The sequence below is a fragment of the Orbaceae bacterium lpD02 genome (assembly GCA_036251875.1).
In the GTDB taxonomy this organism is placed as follows: Bacteria; Pseudomonadota; Gammaproteobacteria; order Enterobacterales; family Orbaceae; genus Orbus; species Orbus sturtevantii.
The window spans coordinates 1,571,813-1,588,756 of sequence record CP133960.1; the positions used below are offsets into that span (position 1 = coordinate 1,571,813).

Annotated in this window: 11 protein-coding genes; 5 read left to right on the forward strand and 6 right to left on the reverse strand. The window is 37.3% G+C overall.

Going from position 1 to position 16,944, the window contains the following annotated elements; genetic code table 11:
• The first annotated feature begins 127 nt into the window (after positions 1-127).
• The 4 genes from nrdA (at position 128) to RHO12_06850 (ending at position 7,514) form a co-directional block, all read left to right on the forward strand.
• Positions 128-2,413 carry a class 1a ribonucleoside-diphosphate reductase subunit alpha gene (gene nrdA, locus RHO12_06835; GenBank protein WVD65106.1) on the forward strand — a complete coding sequence of 762 codons (2,286 nt, stop codon included), beginning with the start codon at positions 128-130 and terminating at the stop codon, positions 2,411-2,413.
• Between the two features lie 127 nt (positions 2,414-2,540).
• Positions 2,541-3,671: a class Ia ribonucleoside-diphosphate reductase subunit beta gene (gene nrdB, locus RHO12_06840; protein ID WVD65107.1), complete on the forward strand. Its 1,131-nt coding sequence runs from the start codon at positions 2,541-2,543 to the stop codon at positions 3,669-3,671.
• 154 nt (positions 3,672-3,825) lie between these two features.
• On the forward strand, positions 3,826-6,492 hold the full coding sequence (gene glnD, locus RHO12_06845; protein WVD65108.1) for a bifunctional uridylyltransferase/uridylyl-removing protein GlnD: 2,667 nt from the start codon (positions 3,826-3,828) through the stop codon (positions 6,490-6,492).
• Positions 6,493-6,590: 98 nt separating this feature from the next.
• Positions 6,591-7,514 (forward strand): AEC family transporter, encoded by a 924-nt coding sequence (locus RHO12_06850; protein ID WVD65109.1) that lies wholly within the window; start codon positions 6,591-6,593, stop codon positions 7,512-7,514.
• A 63-nt stretch (positions 7,515-7,577) separates the two neighbouring features.
• Here RHO12_06850 and RHO12_06855 read toward each other — a convergent pair whose 3' ends face one another.
• Positions 7,578-8,420 (reverse strand): aldo/keto reductase, encoded by an 843-nt coding sequence (locus RHO12_06855; protein WVD65110.1) that lies wholly within the window; start codon positions 8,418-8,420, stop codon positions 7,578-7,580.
• Positions 8,421-8,805: 385 nt separating this feature from the next.
• Between RHO12_06855 and gstA the strand changes: the two genes are divergently transcribed.
• A complete protein-coding gene (gene gstA / locus RHO12_06860) occupies positions 8,806-9,399 on the forward strand; it encodes a glutathione transferase GstA (GenBank protein WVD65111.1) in 594 nt (197 codons plus the stop codon).
• A gap of 41 nt (positions 9,400-9,440) precedes the next feature.
• On the opposite strand, the gene RHO12_06865 is transcribed toward gstA, so the two are convergent.
• The 5 genes from RHO12_06865 to infB form a co-directional block, all read right to left on the reverse strand.
• Positions 9,441-10,310 carry an EamA family transporter gene (locus RHO12_06865; protein WVD65112.1) on the reverse strand — a complete coding sequence of 290 codons (870 nt, stop codon included), beginning with the start codon at positions 10,308-10,310 and terminating at the stop codon, positions 9,441-9,443.
• Positions 10,311-10,313: 3 nt separating this feature from the next.
• Positions 10,314-11,222, reverse strand: a complete 909-nt coding sequence (gene truB / locus RHO12_06870) for a tRNA pseudouridine(55) synthase TruB (protein WVD65113.1) — start codon at positions 11,220-11,222, stop codon at positions 10,314-10,316.
• Between the two features lie 79 nt (positions 11,223-11,301).
• A complete protein-coding gene (locus RHO12_06875) occupies positions 11,302-13,554 on the reverse strand; it encodes an autotransporter outer membrane beta-barrel domain-containing protein (protein WVD65114.1) in 2,253 nt (750 codons plus the stop codon).
• A 216-nt stretch (positions 13,555-13,770) separates the two neighbouring features.
• The gene (gene rbfA / locus RHO12_06880) at positions 13,771-14,151 is read right to left on the reverse strand and encodes a 30S ribosome-binding factor RbfA (protein ID WVD65115.1); all 381 of its coding nucleotides are present in this window, start codon (positions 14,149-14,151) and stop codon (positions 13,771-13,773) included.
• Positions 14,152-14,241: 90 nt separating this feature from the next.
• Positions 14,242-16,926 (reverse strand): translation initiation factor IF-2, encoded by a 2,685-nt coding sequence (gene infB / locus RHO12_06885; GenBank protein WVD65116.1) that lies wholly within the window; start codon positions 16,924-16,926, stop codon positions 14,242-14,244.
• Between the last annotated feature and the right edge of the window lie 18 nt (positions 16,927-16,944).

The window sequence follows — 16,944 nt, forward strand, 5'->3', positions numbered from 1 at the left end:
ATATTTTACATATCATTATCACTATATATAGTTGCAATAATATCAATAGATACTATATATTGTATTTTTTATTTAAAATCAATTATAATGCGTCATCTTTGTAGTGCATATTGTAGGTAGAAAAGTAATGAATAAATCACTGTTAGTAACCAAGCGCGATGGAAATAAAGAACCAATCGACCTTGATAAAATTCACCGAGTTATCGATTGGGCGGCAGAAGGACTGAATAATGTATCGGTATCACAAGTAGAGCTTAAATCACATATTCAGTTTTACGATGGCATTCGTACCGCCGATATTCATGAGACAATTATCCGTGCTGCTGCCGATTTAATCTCTCAAGATGCACCAGATTATCAATATTTAGCTGCGCGCCTTGCGATCTTTCATTTACGTAAAAAAGCTTACGGCCAATTTGAACCGCCTAAATTATATTCACATGTTAAAAAATTAGTCGATGACGGTCGTTATGATGCGCATTTATTAAGTGATTATAGCGAAGATGAATTTAACCAAATGGATCAATTTATTGATCATTGGCGTGACATGAGTTTTTCCTACGCAGCAGTAAAACAACTCGAGGGAAAATATTTAGTTCAAAACCGTGTTACAGGTAAAATTTATGAAAGTGCGCAATTTTTATATATCCTTGTTGCAGCCTGTCTATTTGCCAATTACCCTAAAGAAACACGCTTAGACTATGTTAAACGTTTTTATGATGCAATTTCAACGTTTAAAATTTCATTGCCAACCCCAATTATGGCTGGTGTACGTACTCCTACACGCCAATTTAGCTCATGTGTATTAATCGAGTGTGATGACAATCTTGATTCAATCAATGCGACAGCTAGCGCCATCGTTAAATATGTCTCACAACGAGCAGGAATTGGTATAAATGCTGGTCGTATTAGAGCGCTCGGTAGCCCGATTCGTGGCGGCGAGGCCTTTCATACTGGCTGTATTCCTTTTTATAAATACTTCCAAACTGCCGTTAAATCGTGCTCTCAAGGTGGGGTTCGTGGCGGCGCGGCAACCGTATTTTATCCACTATGGCATTTAGAAGTTGAAAACCTGCTAGTATTACGCAATAACCGTGGCGTTGAAGAAAACCGCGTCCGTCATCTTGATTATGGGGTACAAATCAATAAATTGATGTATCAACGCTTAATAAAAGGCGGCAATATTACCCTATTTAGCCCTTCTGATGTACCGGGTCTTTATGAGGCATTCTTTGCTAACCAAGCAAAATTTGAAGAGCTATACACCAAATACGAAGCGGATGTGACTATTCGCAAACGTGAAGTTAAAGCCGTAGAGCTCTTTGCATTATTGATGCAAGAGCGCGCATCAACCGGACGTATTTATATCCAAAATGTTGACCACTGTAATACTCATAGTCCATTTAATGCTGAGGTTGCGCCTGTAAGGCAATCTAACCTCTGTATGGAGATTGCACTACCCACTAAAGCACTCAGTAATATCAATGACGAAACGGGTGAGATTGCGCTGTGTACGCTTTCAGCCTTTAATTTAGGTAAAATTGAATCATTAGATGATTTTGAAGAATTAGCCAGACTTGCGGTAAGAGCGCTTGATGCATTACTTGATTATCAAGATTATCCAATTGCAGCGGCGAAAACATCATCAATGAATCGTCGTACTTTAGGGATTGGTGTTATCAACTACGCTTATTATTTGGCCAAGCATGGCGTTAAATACTCTGATGGTAGTGCCAATAATTTAACCCACCGCACATTTGAAGCGATGCAATATTACTTACTTAAAGCATCAAATGAACTGGCAATCGAAAAAGGTGCTTGTCCACTGTTTAATGAAACAACTTATGCACAAGGTATTTTACCGATTGATACCTATAAGCGTGACCTAGATGATATTGTGAAATCGACACTAAATTATGATTGGGAATCACTACGTCAGTCGATTAAAACTCACGGGTTACGTAATTCAACGTTATCAGCGTTAATGCCATCTGAAACTTCATCACAGATCTCTAATGCGACTAATGGGATTGAGCCGCCACGCGGTTATATTAGCGTTAAAGCATCAAAAGATGGTATTTTAAAACAAGTTGTCCCTGAATATGAAACACTAAAGAATTTTTATGAATTATTGTGGCAAATACCCAATAACAATGGCTATTTACAGCTAGTTGGTATTATGCAAAAATTTGTCGATCAGTCGATTTCTGCTAACACCAATTATGATCCAACTAAGTTTGCTAACGATAAAGTACCAATGAAGCAACTCTTAGCCGATTTATTAACTGCATATAAATATGGCGTAAAAACACTTTATTATCATAATACTCGCGACGGAGCTGAAGATATCCAAGACGATATTGCAACGAGTGAAAGCGACGATGGTTGTGAAGGCGGTGCATGTAAGATTTAGTTGCATAAATTGATGCCGTATATTTTAAGGAAAGTGTAGGATTTATCCTACTTTTCCTGGCCTCGTAAGTTAACATTACGAGAAAACTAGCTAGCAATAGTAAATTTTATTTATAAAGGATCGGATAATGAGTTATACCATTTTCTCACAAATACATAATAATCAACTCAAAGAACCTATGTTTTTAGGTCAACCGGTAAATGTTGCTCGTTATGACCAGCAAAAATATGAGATGTTTGAAAAATTGATCGAAAAGCAACTATCGTTCTTTTGGCGCCCAGAAGAAGTCGATATTTCACAAGATCGTATTGATTATGCTAACTTGCCAGAGCATGAAAAACATATTTTTATTAGTAATTTAAAATATCAAACGTTACTTGATTCTATTCAAGGTCGTAGCCCTAATATTGCCCTATTACCGCTTATTTCAATTCCAGAGCTCGAAACTTGGGTTGAAACATGGTCATTTTCAGAAACAATACATTCAAGATCTTACACTCATATTATCCGTAATATTGTTAATGAGCCCTCTATTGTCTTTGATGATATTGTGACCAATGAAGAAATTAAAAAGCGTGCCACTGATATCGCAGGTTATTATGATGCATTAATTGAATATTCAAGCTATTACAATTTATTCGGCACTGGTCAACACCAAATAAATGGTAAAGTGCTCGATGTTAATTTACGTGAACTGAAGAAAAAACTCTATTTGTGCCTGATGAGCGTGAATGCACTTGAGGCAATTCGTTTCTATGTCAGTTTTGCTTGCTCATTCGCCTTTGCTGAGCGTGAGTTAATGGAAGGTAATGCGAAAATTATAAAATTGATTGCACGTGATGAAGCCCTGCATTTAACGGGAACTCAATTTATGATTAACACCTTACGTAGCGGTGACGATGATCCGGAAATGGCTGAAATTGCCAAAGAGTGCGAAGAGCAATCCTATGCGCTTTTTTTAAAGGCTGCTAATCAAGAAAAAGAGTGGGCAGAATATCTTTTTTCTGGCGGTTCAATGATTGGGTTAAATAAAGATATTCTTTGCCAATACATTGAATATATTACTAATATTCGTATGCAAGCAGTTGGATTAAAACTACCATTCGAAACTAAATCAAACCCAATTCCTTGGATTAATAACTGGTTGGTTTCAGATAATGTACAAGTTGCCCCACAAGAAGCAGAGATGAGCTCTTACTTAGTGGGTCAAATAGATTCTGAGATTAATGAAGATGATTTAAGCGGTTTTGAACTGTAAATAAACTACCTTTAATTAAATGTAAATGCACAACAAAAAGGCTTATTTTTTATGAGCCTTTTTTATGACAATAAATTGGACTAATTATTGACATCTAACCGTTTTAAGGTAACGATAGAGATCATTAATCACCTAGCTATTGCATGATTGCACCATGAATGCTTCGACCTATTCACATATTAACCTTCCCTTTTCGCCACTTGATTTTAGCGATGAGCAATTAAATCTTAACCACTTAAAAGTTCAATTGGATAATTTTCGGCAATGGAGCATCACACAATTTAAAGCAAATGTCGAAATAGAAGTACTGATCGTTGCGCGTGCAAAATTTATTGACCAGTTACTGAATCGTTTGTGGCAGTTTTATCAAATCCCTCAACAATCTTCGTCGCTATTTAAGCGCAACCGTATCGCATTAATCGCGGTTGGCGGTTATGGACGAGGGGAACTGCATCCTCTATCTGACGTTGATATTCTCATCTTAAGTGATAAACCGCTGAATACACAACTACAAGAAAAAATGGGTCAACTTATCAGGTTGTTATGGGATTTACACCTTGATGTCGGTCATAGTGTTAGAACACTAAAAATGTGCTTACAAGAAGCAACAGCTGATATTACCATTATGACGAATCTGCTCGAATCACGCCTTGTGGTAGGCAACCAAACCCTACTCAATGAACTGCAACAGCACATTTTTACTGATAAAATTTGGCCATCACAGCAATTTTATCAAGCAAAAGTCAAAGAACAACAGCAACGCCATAAGCAGTATCATAGTACCAGCTATAATTTAGAACCAGACTTAAAAAATGGCCCTGGCAGTCTGCGCGATATTCAAACTATCCAGTGGATTGCCCTAAGACATTTTGGCGGTATATCGCTACAAGAAATAACAAAATTTAATTATTTAACTGTAGAAGAAATTGAAGAAATCAACAACTGTCGTCGTTTTTTATGGAAAATACGCTTTGCTTTACATACTGTCATTAGCCGATACGATAACCGCCTACTATTCGATCGCCAGCTCAGCATAGCACATTTATTAGGCTATCAAGGTGAACGAAATGAACCCGTTGAGAAGATGATGCGGGATTATTATCGTGTTGTGCATAATGTAACTGAGCTTAATCAAATGCTATTACAGCTTTTTGAAGAATCCATTTTAACCATTAGCCACCACAACAAGCCCTATAGTATCGATGACTATTTTCAGATTAGAGATAAATTAATTGACGTCAAAGATAATAACTTATTCACCCAAGATCCCTCAATGATTTTACAGCTTTTTCATACCATATTACTTAATCCACACGTTACGGGGATCTATTCAAACACGATCCGCCAATTACGCTCTGCTAGGCGAAAAATTAGCGGATTGCTCAGTGATATTCCAAAAGCTAGAGAACATTTTTTAGCGATTATCAAACATCCCGATGCCATACGGAAAGCATTATTGCCAATGCATCAATTTGGTATTTTAAGTGTTTATATTCCTGGTTGGAAGCGTATTGTCGGGATGATGCAATTCGATCTCTTTCATGCTTATACCGTCGATGAGCATACTATTCGTCTATTATTAGAGATTGCTGACTTTTCGACTGAAGAAGGGAAAAAGAAGCACCCGAATAGCTCAAAAGTTTACTTTACGCTCGATAAACCTGAGTTACTCACCATCACAGCGTTGTACCATGATATTGCTAAAGGAAGAGCCGGCGACCATTCAGAAATTGGCGCAAAGTTAGTTAAAGAGTTCTGTTTATTACACGATATTGAAAAAAGTGATAGCGAGCTGATCTGCTGGTTGGTTCAAAATCATCTATTGATGTCGGTTACCGCGCAAAGCCGTGATATACAAGATCCCGTCGTAATTAGTGAATTTGTTAACCAAGTTAACAGTAAAAAACGCCTAAAATATCTATTATGTTTAACTGTTGCTGATGTTTGTGCGACCAATGAAACGCTTTGGAATAGTTGGAAACAAAGTCTAATGCGAGAATTATACCTGTCAACCAAACATGTGTTTGATTTAGAAAATCATCAAATTCCCGCACAACGTAGCATTGTAAGGCTGCATAAAAAAGATGCGTTACATCTTCTCATCAAACAAGGCTATCATGAAAAGCTCATTATACAGTTTTGGCAAGATTATCGATTCGACTATTTCTTACGTTATACCGTTGAACAGATTGTTTGGCATGCCAAAAATTTATTAACCCATAATTTATCTGAGCCATTAGTTTTTATTAATGAAAAGCCTTTTCACGGTGGAACTGAAATCTGTATTTACTCACCCGATCGTCCCTATCTTTTTGCAACAGTAAGTAATGAGCTAAGTAAACGTAATTTAACTATTCACGATGCGCTGATTATTACGAATAAAAAAGAGTTCGCCTTAGATACGTTTATTGTGCTAGAACCAAATGGTCAGCTAATTGCCCTTGACCGGCATCACAATATTAAAGAAAGCCTTGAAAAAGCGCTCAAGCAAACGGATTATAAACGCGCAAAAATCAAACCTCTATCATCTAAAATTCGCCACTTTTCAGTGCCAACTCAAGTTAACTTTTTATCAACGCTGAGTGACCGAAAAACCTATATGGAATTAATTGCACTAGATAGACCTGGATTACTTGCACGCGTTGGCGAAGTATTCTCTAATCTAGATATTTCTTTACGCAGTGCTAAAATTGTGACGATTGGCGAACATGTAGAAGATCTATTTGTATTAACCGATAAACATAACCGCGCTCTCGATGCACAAATTTGTCATACACTGAGACAAGAGATTGTTGCGGCAATAGAAAGCATGGATGCTTAAAACAAGTAAAATCAGTACAATTATAGCCAAGGTGCTCAATTATCTATTGTTATAATGTACTTAATATCATGACACTAAAATAAAGTTGAAAAATAAATATGCAATTTTTTACTATCTTATTACCCATCTTTTGTATTTTTATTGTTGGATTTATTGCACAAAAAGCGCTTAGATTCGATGTTGCTAATTTATCAAAAATGTCACTTTATGTATTATCACCATTTTTGGCCTTTAAAACTTTTTATACCCATACACTGACGATCGATTACTTGTATTATATTTTATATATTGTTGCACTTTGCTTTATTTTAATTGGCATTATTTCATTATGGTGTTTAATTGTTAAATATAATATCAAAGAACGCTGCGCAATGATTCTGTGTTCTTGTTTTATGAATAATGGTAATTATGGTACCCCGGTCATTCTAGTTTTTTTTGGTGCAGTAGGCTTTGAACTAGCGGTTATTATGATGGTATTGCAGCAATTTGTTATGAGTACTGTTGGTATTTACTATGCGGCAAAAGGAAGTGACTATCAAGACACCGTTAGCCAAAAAGAGGTCATAATGAAAGTTGTTCGGATGCCTGTCGCTTATGGCGCATTGCTTGGTATTATATTTCAACTGTGCAAAGTTTCGTTAAGCCCTGCTGTCTTAACACCTATCGCAATGATTGGGGACTCATCTATTGTCGTTATCATGATTATTTTAGGTATGCAATTGGCAAAACTAACCGTCAAGCAATTGGAATACTCTAAATTATTCGTCGCACTACTCGTTAGAATGGTTATTTCGCCGATCATCGCTTTAGCCTTAGTCTATTTTATGCCAATTGAGCATATGTATAAGCAAATTCTAATTGTGCTAGCTGCAATGCCCTCAGCGGCAAACACCACGTTGCTGTCAGTACAATTTAATACCAAACCCGAACTGGTATCAAGTGCAACATTCGTTAGCACGATTGTAAGTTTAGTTACATTACCTATTGTGCTTTGGCTAACGGGTGTTCCCACTCCATTTTAAAGCTCGAATATAAAATTGCCGCTCTATATCAGCGACAATTTTACTTTGGAATGTCATCTTAATTTAGAAACCATTGTTTTTATAAACATCATCAGGGTTTTGACCGATGCGGAGGTTTTGATTAAGACCGTCAATCCCCTGCATTTCAGATTCTGTTAACGCAAAATCAAAAATATTAATGTTATCAGCGATGCGCTTAGGGTTACTTGATTTAGGAATTGCAATATAACCATTTTGTATATGCCAACGTAAGGTGACTTGTGCGGGTGACTTCTGGTATTTTTTTGCTAAATCTATCAATAGTTTTTCATCATTAATCTTGCCTCGGCAAAGAGGAGACCAAGCTTCAATCGCAATTTTTTGCTGTTTAAGATATTGGACTAAAACGCTTTGGGTCATATAAGGATGTAACTCAATTTGATTGATCATTGGCTTTATATTCGCCTTGGTTGCTAATAGCTCTAGGTGGGAAATATTAAAATTACATACACCGATTGCTTTAGCTCGCTTTTCTTCATAAATTCGCTCTAACGCTTTCCAGGTTTCAAAAAAGGGATTGCTTAATGGCCAATGAACTAAAAATAGATCGACATAATCCATCTGCAAATCCCGTAATCCCTGATCAAATGCCTTGAGTGTTTGTTCATACCCTTGGTTTTTATTATCAATTTTAGATGTCACAAGATAATCGTGCCGTTTGTAGCCACTATTTTTTAATGCTATCCCTAATTCTCGTTCATTATTATATAACTGCGCAGTATCAAAAGCTCGATAGCCAACCGTCAATGCTTGGCTAATTGCGGTTTCCATCTCGGCTAAATCAGTAATTTTATAGGTTCCAAAGCCTAGTTGTGGTAACTCAACTTGATCGTTTAACTTGATTACTGAAGATTGTAATAATGACATAAAACCCCCTAGCGATTATTAATGAATTGATTTGTATTAATACCTAAATAGAAACACCTTTTTTAAATTTCACACCTTAAGTAAAAGACCAAATATCGTTTTCTATGGCTTAGTGACTTATACTACGTAATAGTACTCCAACTTCGACCATTAACAGATCTATCATTATAGGTTGCTTACCTCTTTTAGGCTGGCTTTTAAATTATTCTAAAATTTACACTACATCGATGAATTCAAGTTTAAATCTATTGCCATTTTTATAACGTACAAAATATCACAATAAAATACCATAACAAAATAATAACCAAAATTACAATAAAGCATTTATTTTTATTGTTTAAAAGCAGTATGATAATAACGTCAAATAACTAATTAGGAGTCAATTATGAAACTTTACTACAGCCCAGGCGCATGCTCATTGACGCAGCATATTCTTCTTTGTATGTCAGGTCTTGAGTTTTCTATTGAGCGAGTCGATCTTAAAACTAAAAAGACAGAACATAATCGTAATTTTTTAGATGTCAATCCTAGAGGTCAAGTCCCAACGCTTGAGTTAGATGATCATGCAATTTTGACTGAGAATATTGCTATCGCTCAGTATATTGCCGATAAAGCACCTAATGCGAAACTTCTTGCACCAATTGGTCATATTGATCGCTACCAAACACTATCGTGGCTAAGCTATGTAGCAACCGAGCTGCATAAGGCATATGGACCACTTTTTAGGTCGCAAGTGCAAGCAGAAAAAGATGAAGCAATTAAAGTATTGGAAGATAAATTCGCTTACCTCGACGCAAGACTAAAACAGCATAAATTTATTGCAACCGATTGTTTCACTATTGCCGATGCCTATCTTTATGTGGTACTGCGCTGGCGTAAAATTATTCCTAATTTACCTGCTTATCCTTCAATTGATCAATTTATGCAACGAATTGATGAAATCCCTGCGGTAAAAAAAGCTCTCGCACAAGAAGCTTAACGGGCTTAGTTAAAAAAGAAGGCGCGCTTGCGCCTTTTTGTTTAATTATCATTGAGCGCGATAATTTTGGGTTTATAGCTAATTGATAATACGGTTCCAACTGAAGAAATAATAATCAATAAAATAGATAACCATTGATAGCCAGATAGTGTTTCATCTAAGAATAGTAATCCTGATAAGGCACCAAGTACCGGAGATAAGCTCATTAAGGTACTAAATGTTAATGCTGGAACCTTTGGCATGGCAATCATATCGAGGGCGTAGGGGATAGCTGAAGCAAGTAAAGCAACCAGTAAAGCTAACGGTAGTACATCTAATGAGAACATTACCTCGCCACTTTGCCATACCCCGATTGGAAATATCACAAATGAAACAATCACGGACCCCAAAGCAACACTCGAAGCTCCTTGCAGTTGCCCTGCTTTACGCCCAAAAACGATGTACATTCCCCAACAACTACCGGCGCAAAGCGCCAATATAACGCCAATTAAATCTAAATCGGTACTGGCATTGTGAATAGGTAGTAACATAACCAAGCCGATAATAGCTATAGCAAGCCAAATAAAATCAATCATTTTTCTTGCCGCAAACATAGCGACAACAATCGGACCTGTAAGCTCGATTGCAACTGCGATCCCAATAGGGATCCGTTTAATTGCGGAATAATAAGATAAATTCATAAAACCTAAAGCGAGGCCATATAATATAATATACTTCCATGCTTGCTTGGAGATAGGCTTACGCCATGGCTTAAAAATAAGCAGTAACATAATTGACGAAAAAACTAATCGCCATCCGGCCATACCCGCAGGACCTAAAATAGGGAATAAATACTTAGCAAGTGATGAACTTCCTTGCACTGATGCCATCGAAATCAAAATGATAACGATTGGTCCAAAACGACTTAACATAGCTTATTGTTCCGTTTGAATTAATCGCTTTGGTGATATCGAATTATTGAGCCATTGACCGATACCAATAAAGAGCGTTTGCTGATATAACCTAACTAACTGAGTTTGCACTGTCGACTGACTAATTTCGATTGTTCTACCTAATAAAATATCGCGCCCCTGCTCATCGGTTAGCGCTATTTTAGCATGATCTTGCACAGGACTATCAACAGATAATAACAGTGAATCAAGTAGCTCAATATTACTAGCATGTTCTTGAATAAACGATAATGAGACCATTTTATCACTAGGGTAATTTGATACTTGTAACCGACGTAAATAGATAATATGTGCACCGCATCCCAATAACTCGCCAAGATCATCAATAATAGTACGAATATAAGTTCCCTTAGAGCAGTGAATTTCAAGTTCTAATTCATTATTATTAAAAGCAATAAAACGATTTTCATATACAGTAATCGGCCTTGGTTGCCGTTCAATAGTAATTCCTTGTCTGGCATATTCGTAAAGCGGGCGACCTTGATACTTTAAAGCGGAAAACATGGTAGGGATTTGCATAATATCACCTCTAAAGTGAATTAATCCCTGTTCAATATCTGGTTGAATGACCTTAACCAGCTTTTCCGCAATAATTTGTCCGTCTGAATCTGAAGTATCCGTTCTTTGGCCTAAACGTGCAATCACACGATAACGTTTATCCGAATCTAGCAGATATTGTGAAAATTTAGTTGATTCGCCAAAACAAATCGGCAACATTCCGGTTGCAAGAGGATCTAAGGCTCCCGTATGACCCGCTTTTTGGGCATTAAATACTCGTTTTACTTTTTGTAATACGTCATTTGATGTCATACCCGCTGGTTTATCTAACAGTAAAACACCTTGAACATCCCGACCTTTGCGCTTTCTTGCCATTTTATACCCTACGAAATTGTCTTAATAAAAACAAAGAGGCTAATAAATAGCCCCTTTTTTACTATTATACACTTTCATCCTACCACTGGTAACGATATCCAACATTTAATTTCCAAAGTTGTTTAAAATCAGCCCCACGGGATTGGTCAATATCAAAATAGATATTATGTGAATGTTTAACTTGTGCATTAAAGCCTATGCCGTAGTTCCACCAATTACTCCCTAAATCAGTCTTAATCGTCTCATCATTAATTTTTCCTTCTAAATCGCCTGAAAATTCATGGAAATAGTTAGTTTTTAAGTAGACGTTAAATGGATTACTAGATGACTGTGAAAAATCATAACCAATAATCACTCCTGCTTTACCTAATACTGATGAGTAATTATCAAAATTAATTTTTTGTCCATTACTTGCCGTAAAGGTATCACTATCAACATGGCTATATGCTATTTGTGCAGACGGCTGAGTAAACCAACCTGATTTTTGCTCGCCAGCAAAGTAGTATTTATAACCGAGTTCTGCACTTACACCAAAAAGACTACTATCGGTATCACCATTTACAGAGTTATTTTGATTATCTTGTAGGTTAAAATCTTGTTTTTGCCAACCTATCTTAGCAACACCATCGAGATAAAGACCATTAGCATTGGTATATGAGCTATACGCGTTAACATAATATGAATCAATATTTCCATCACCTCTAGCATAGTCTTGGTCACTACGAGTATAACCAAATGCTAGCCCTAAATAAAAATCAGCATTATCATTTAGCATTTTTCTGGTATCTGTACCAACTTGAATACCATAAAATTTTTGGTCAAACGCAGACAATTGACTATTGCCATCAACTTTATTTTTCCCTGCTAGAATTTTTGCCCATAAATCGCCGCCAGATTTTGTACTTCTTAATTCACCCATTCGCTGCAATAAGCTTTGATTTTCATTATAATTCATTAAGTAACCAGCTCGTAAACCATTTATCGCATTATTGGTTGTGAGAGAAAATGAGCCAGGTCTTGTTAACTGCCAATTATTGCCTACTTTTTGCAGACCGTATTGATATGCACCAATATTAGCTAATGTTGGCATGCTAAATATGGCATTCCCTCCTTGCGTAGATATCAACGTCACCCCGTTAGCATCATTAGAACCATTAGTACCAGAATCAAGTACCTCAACCGTATGACTACCTATGGCAGCATTACTATCGGTAATTGACAGTGATGTCCCCACAGTATAATTATTAAATATAAGATAGCCTTGCCCAGCCAGAGAGTTAATTGCTGAGCTATCAGTAATTGTCCATTGGCTACCTGAACCGCCAAAATTAAGATGGATTTGACCCGCTGCTTTACCTAATCCAGGGTCACTATAATTATTCAATTTACCTATGATGTTGGAGTTACTCGATAAAGCTAAATCAACTACTCCGCCTGTATAAGCTTGAATATCGCCATCAATATCAGCTTGACCGTTAACTTGAATCAATCCTGATGCAGATTCCAGTATCGTATTATTACTCGCGATTAAATGGCTGATACCATTAATTTGAATAGTATGGTTCTGCTTCTCAGATACAATTCCTGTACCGTTAGCTATTTGAAGATCTAGCCCATCGCTAAACGATATAGTCGAACTATTAAGGCCTCCTGTGCCCCCATCTTCAACCTTTATACCATAGCTAGCGAGACCATTCATGGTAATGCTTACATTTTTATCAAACTGTAGCGAGGCAACCCCATCAGGGCTCACAACCTGGCTAGAAATACCGTAGCTATTATCACCATGAGAGACAATTGTAACTTGATCTTTAAATCGTCCATTAGATGGAATATTCGATGGGTTAGTCGCTGAGCTATAAGCACGAATACCCATTGAACTAGGGCCAGTAGAGGTGATATCAAGCTTTTTATTAAAAAGCGCATTCCCTTCATTGGCGACATATACGCCAGTACCCGAATTAAGGCTGATATCAATATTACTATTAGAAATAAATGCACCGTCACTTGAGATACGAATTGCCTTAAAACTATTATAATTTCCTGCAAAATTAGAACGGATGCCAAAAGTATCCGTGCTATTTATGGTCAATTGATAAGTATTGCTGGCAACTAAGCCTTCACCTGCAGAGCTAGAATCGATATGGGGGGAAAGGATACCATTTGTTGTAGTGTTTATAAAAACATGATTAGCATCTGCTAAAACAGTCGATGTAGGAAAATTACTATCGGTTAAAGTAATTATTGCTGCATGCAAATTATGTGAGTATAAAGCAGAGACTACAGCTAACGATAGAACTTTATATTTATATTTATATTTCTTTTTCATCATGTTACTTCCTTATTTTATAATATTATTGGTAGTTTTTTACGCAATATAATATAAAACAATATCTTTATCTAGATAATATGTAGGGATATAGGTTGAAATTTACAAAATTATTTAATACTCGAAATTATTAAGATAATGGATAAAAAGAAGAATAAAACTAAATGAGAAGAAAAATATAACCTGAATAAACCGCATTCCAGATTATATTTTGGCTACTTAGTCACCTTTACGGCGATTTTGATCTTTGTTAATGACTTCTGTAACTAAATTTGACATGCGCATTCCTTCAACTAAAGATTCATCGTAAACGAACTTTAATTCAGGAATAATTCTTAATTGCATTGCTTTTCCAACTAATGAACGGATATACCCCGTTGCTTCATCAAGAATTTTTAATCCTTGGGTAACAACATCAGCATCCTTGTCATAAAGGAACGTTACAAAAACTTTAGCATAGGATAAATCTCGAGATAGCTCAACACCCGATACGGTCACCATGCCTAAACGAGGATCTTTTATCTCTCTTTGCAATATTATCGCAATCTCTTTTTGTAGCTCATGACCAACTCGTTGCGGACGACTAAATGATTTTGCCATATAAAAATCCTCCTTTTGATTTAAAAAGCCCTTGTTACAATGCTATGCACTATGTAAGGGCTAAAAAACTAATAACTGATTTTTACTAAATTAAATAGTACGTTTAATTTCGATGGTTTCAAATACTTCAATGGAGTCACCTACGCGGACATCATTGTAATTACGTACGCCAATACCACATTCAATACCATTACGCACTTCATTTACATCATCTTTAAAGCGACGTAATGATTCCAACTCACCTTCGTAAATAACGACATTATCACGTAAGACGCGAATTGGATTATGTCGCTTAACGACACCTTCAGTAACCATACAACCAGCAATTGCGCCAAATTTAGGTGATTTAAATACATCTCGAACGTTAGCAAGGCCAATAATTTGTTGTTTATACTCAGGTGCAAGCATGCCACTCATCGCTTGTTTAACTTCATCAATTAAATCATAAATAACGGAATAGTAGCGTAGGTCAAGATTTTCTGATTCAATAACTTTACGGGCAGACGCATCAGCACGTACGTTAAAACCAAGAATAATTGCATTCGATGCTGCCGCGAGTGAAGCATCTGTTTCGGTGATCCCGCCGACACCAGAACCTATAATTTTGACTTTAACTTCATCAGTTGATAAATTCGTCAATGCATCAGAAATTGCCTCAGTTGAGCCTTGAACGTCGGCTTTAAGCACAATATTTAATTCAGAAACATCGCCATCAGCCATGTTGGTAAACATATTTTCAAGTTTTGCTTTTTGCTGACGAGCAAGTTTAACATCACGGAATTTACCTTGTCGATAAAGTGCGACTTCTCGTGCTTTCTTCTCATCTCGTACAACTGTTGCTTCGTCACCCGCAGATGGAACGCCCGATAGACCTAAGATTTCAACGGGCATAGAAGGACCAGCCTCAATCACCTCTTTACCTAGCTCATTACGCATCGCCCGAATACGACCATATTCAAACCCACAAAGCACAATATCACCTTTATGCAAAGTACCAGACTGAACTAGAACCGTTGCAACAGGGCCGCGGCCTTTATCAAGGAATGATTCAATAACTACGCCACTTGCCATACCTGTATCGATAGCCGTTAGCTCTAATACTTCAGCTTGTAGTAAGATAGCCTCCAGTAATTGGTCAATACCTGTTCCTGCTTTAGCTGATACATGAACAAACTGCGCATCACCACCCCAATCATCTGACATAACGCCGTATTGAGCTAATTCACCCTTAATACGTTCTGGATCGGCATCCATTTTATCGATTTTATTTACTGCCACAACGATCGGAACATTAGCTGCTTTGGCATGCTGAATAGCTTCAATTGTTTGTGGCATTACGCCATCATCCGCGGCAACAACTAAAACGACAAGGTCTGTCGCCTTAGCTCCGCGAGCACGCATCGATGTAAATGCCGCATGGCCAGGAGTATCTAGGAATGTGATATCACCATTTTCGGTTTTAACATGATAAGCACCAATGTGTTGTGTGATACCGCCGGCTTCGCCTGAAGCGACTTTTGCTTTACGAATATAATCAAGTAATGATGTTTTACCATGGTCAACATGTCCCATAATCGTAACAACAGGTGCTCTTGATACTTTTTCTGCGCCAGTATCACGGTCACTCATTAATGATTCTTCTAATTCATTTTCACGGCGTAACACAACTTTATGCCCCATTTCTTCAGCAACAAGCTGAGCAGTTTCTTGATCAATCACCTGATTAATCGTTGCCATCGCGCCCATTTTCATCATAGCTTTAATTACTTCAGAGCCTTTAACCGCCATTTTGTTAGCCAGTTCAGCAACTGTCACCGTTTCACCGATAACAACATCACGGTTAACTGCTTGAGCAGGTTTATTAAAGCCTTGTTGAATAGTACTTTTGCCTTTCTTTTTATGGCCTGTACGAGTAATCGCTCTTACTTCTTCACGTTCCGCTTTACCTTCAGAAAGCTTGCTACCTTTTTTCTGTTTAGCGACTTTACTACCGCGTCCATGAGCTCGACCACTTTCAACTTCACGATCATTATCATCTTCAGCTGCTCTAGCATAAACCGACGTCGTTAGATGATAATCTTCATCTTCAGGGCCACGCTCTGGCTCTGTGCCATCTTTATTATATTGCTCAGCTAACTTTCGAGCTTCCTCAGCCATACGTTTCGCGTCTTCCTCAAGCTTGCGGTGGTTCTCTGCTTCAGCTTTACGTTTAATCTCATTTGCCTCAGCTTCTAAACGCGCTTTCTCTTCGGCTATTTTTTTCGCCTTTGGATCTAAGGCGGCTTCTTTTTCGATCTGTTTTTGCTCTTTTTCGGCATTGGCTTTGGCAATAACTGCTTGCTTTTGCTTCTCTTCTTGCTCTTTTACTTGGCGTTTTTCCTCTTCTTCTTGCTTTTTAGCCTTAGCTTTTGCCTCTAATTGCGCTTTTTCTTCTGCCGCTTTTTGTTCTGCTTCTAAACGCGCTTTTTCCTGTTCGGCAGCTATTTCCACAGGGTCCCGTTTAACAAAGGTTCGTTTTTTACGAACCTCAATTTTGACTTCTTTATTTTTACCACCTGAACCTTGAACATTCAAAGTAGAGTGTGTTTTACGCTGCACTGTCAACTTTGTTGGCCCTTTTTGTGGATTCAAATGCGCAAGTAACGCCTCTTTTTCTTTCTGGCTAACAAAATCTGATGCATTTTTTTCTATACCTGCATCGGCAAACTGCTGCAACAGGGTGTCAACTGGAGTCTTGATCTCTTGCGCTAGGGTTTCTATTGATACTTTAGTCATGTGTTACTATCCCTTCCT

Coding starts and splice junctions, on each gene's coding strand:
- nrdA (WVD65106.1), top strand. CDS start 128: ATGAATAAATCACTGTTAGTAACCAAGCGCGATGGAAATAAAGAACCA.
- nrdB (WVD65107.1), top strand. CDS start 2,541: ATGAGTTATACCATTTTCTCACAAATACATAATAATCAACTCAAAGAA.
- glnD (WVD65108.1), top strand. CDS start 3,826: ATGAATGCTTCGACCTATTCACATATTAACCTTCCCTTTTCGCCACTT.
- RHO12_06850 (WVD65109.1), top strand. CDS start 6,591: ATGCAATTTTTTACTATCTTATTACCCATCTTTTGTATTTTTATTGTT.
- RHO12_06855 (WVD65110.1), bottom strand. CDS start 8,420: ATGTCATTATTACAATCTTCAGTAATCAAGTTAAACGATCAAGTTGAG.
- gstA (WVD65111.1), top strand. CDS start 8,806: ATGAAACTTTACTACAGCCCAGGCGCATGCTCATTGACGCAGCATATT.
- RHO12_06865 (WVD65112.1), bottom strand. CDS start 10,310: ATGTTAAGTCGTTTTGGACCAATCGTTATCATTTTGATTTCGATGGCA.
- truB (WVD65113.1), bottom strand. CDS start 11,222: ATGGCAAGAAAGCGCAAAGGTCGGGATGTTCAAGGTGTTTTACTGTTA.
- RHO12_06875 (WVD65114.1), bottom strand. CDS start 13,554: ATGATGAAAAAGAAATATAAATATAAATATAAAGTTCTATCGTTAGCT.
- rbfA (WVD65115.1), bottom strand. CDS start 14,151: ATGGCAAAATCATTTAGTCGTCCGCAACGAGTTGGTCATGAGCTACAA.
- infB (WVD65116.1), bottom strand. CDS start 16,926: ATGACTAAAGTATCAATAGAAACCCTAGCGCAAGAGATCAAGACTCCA.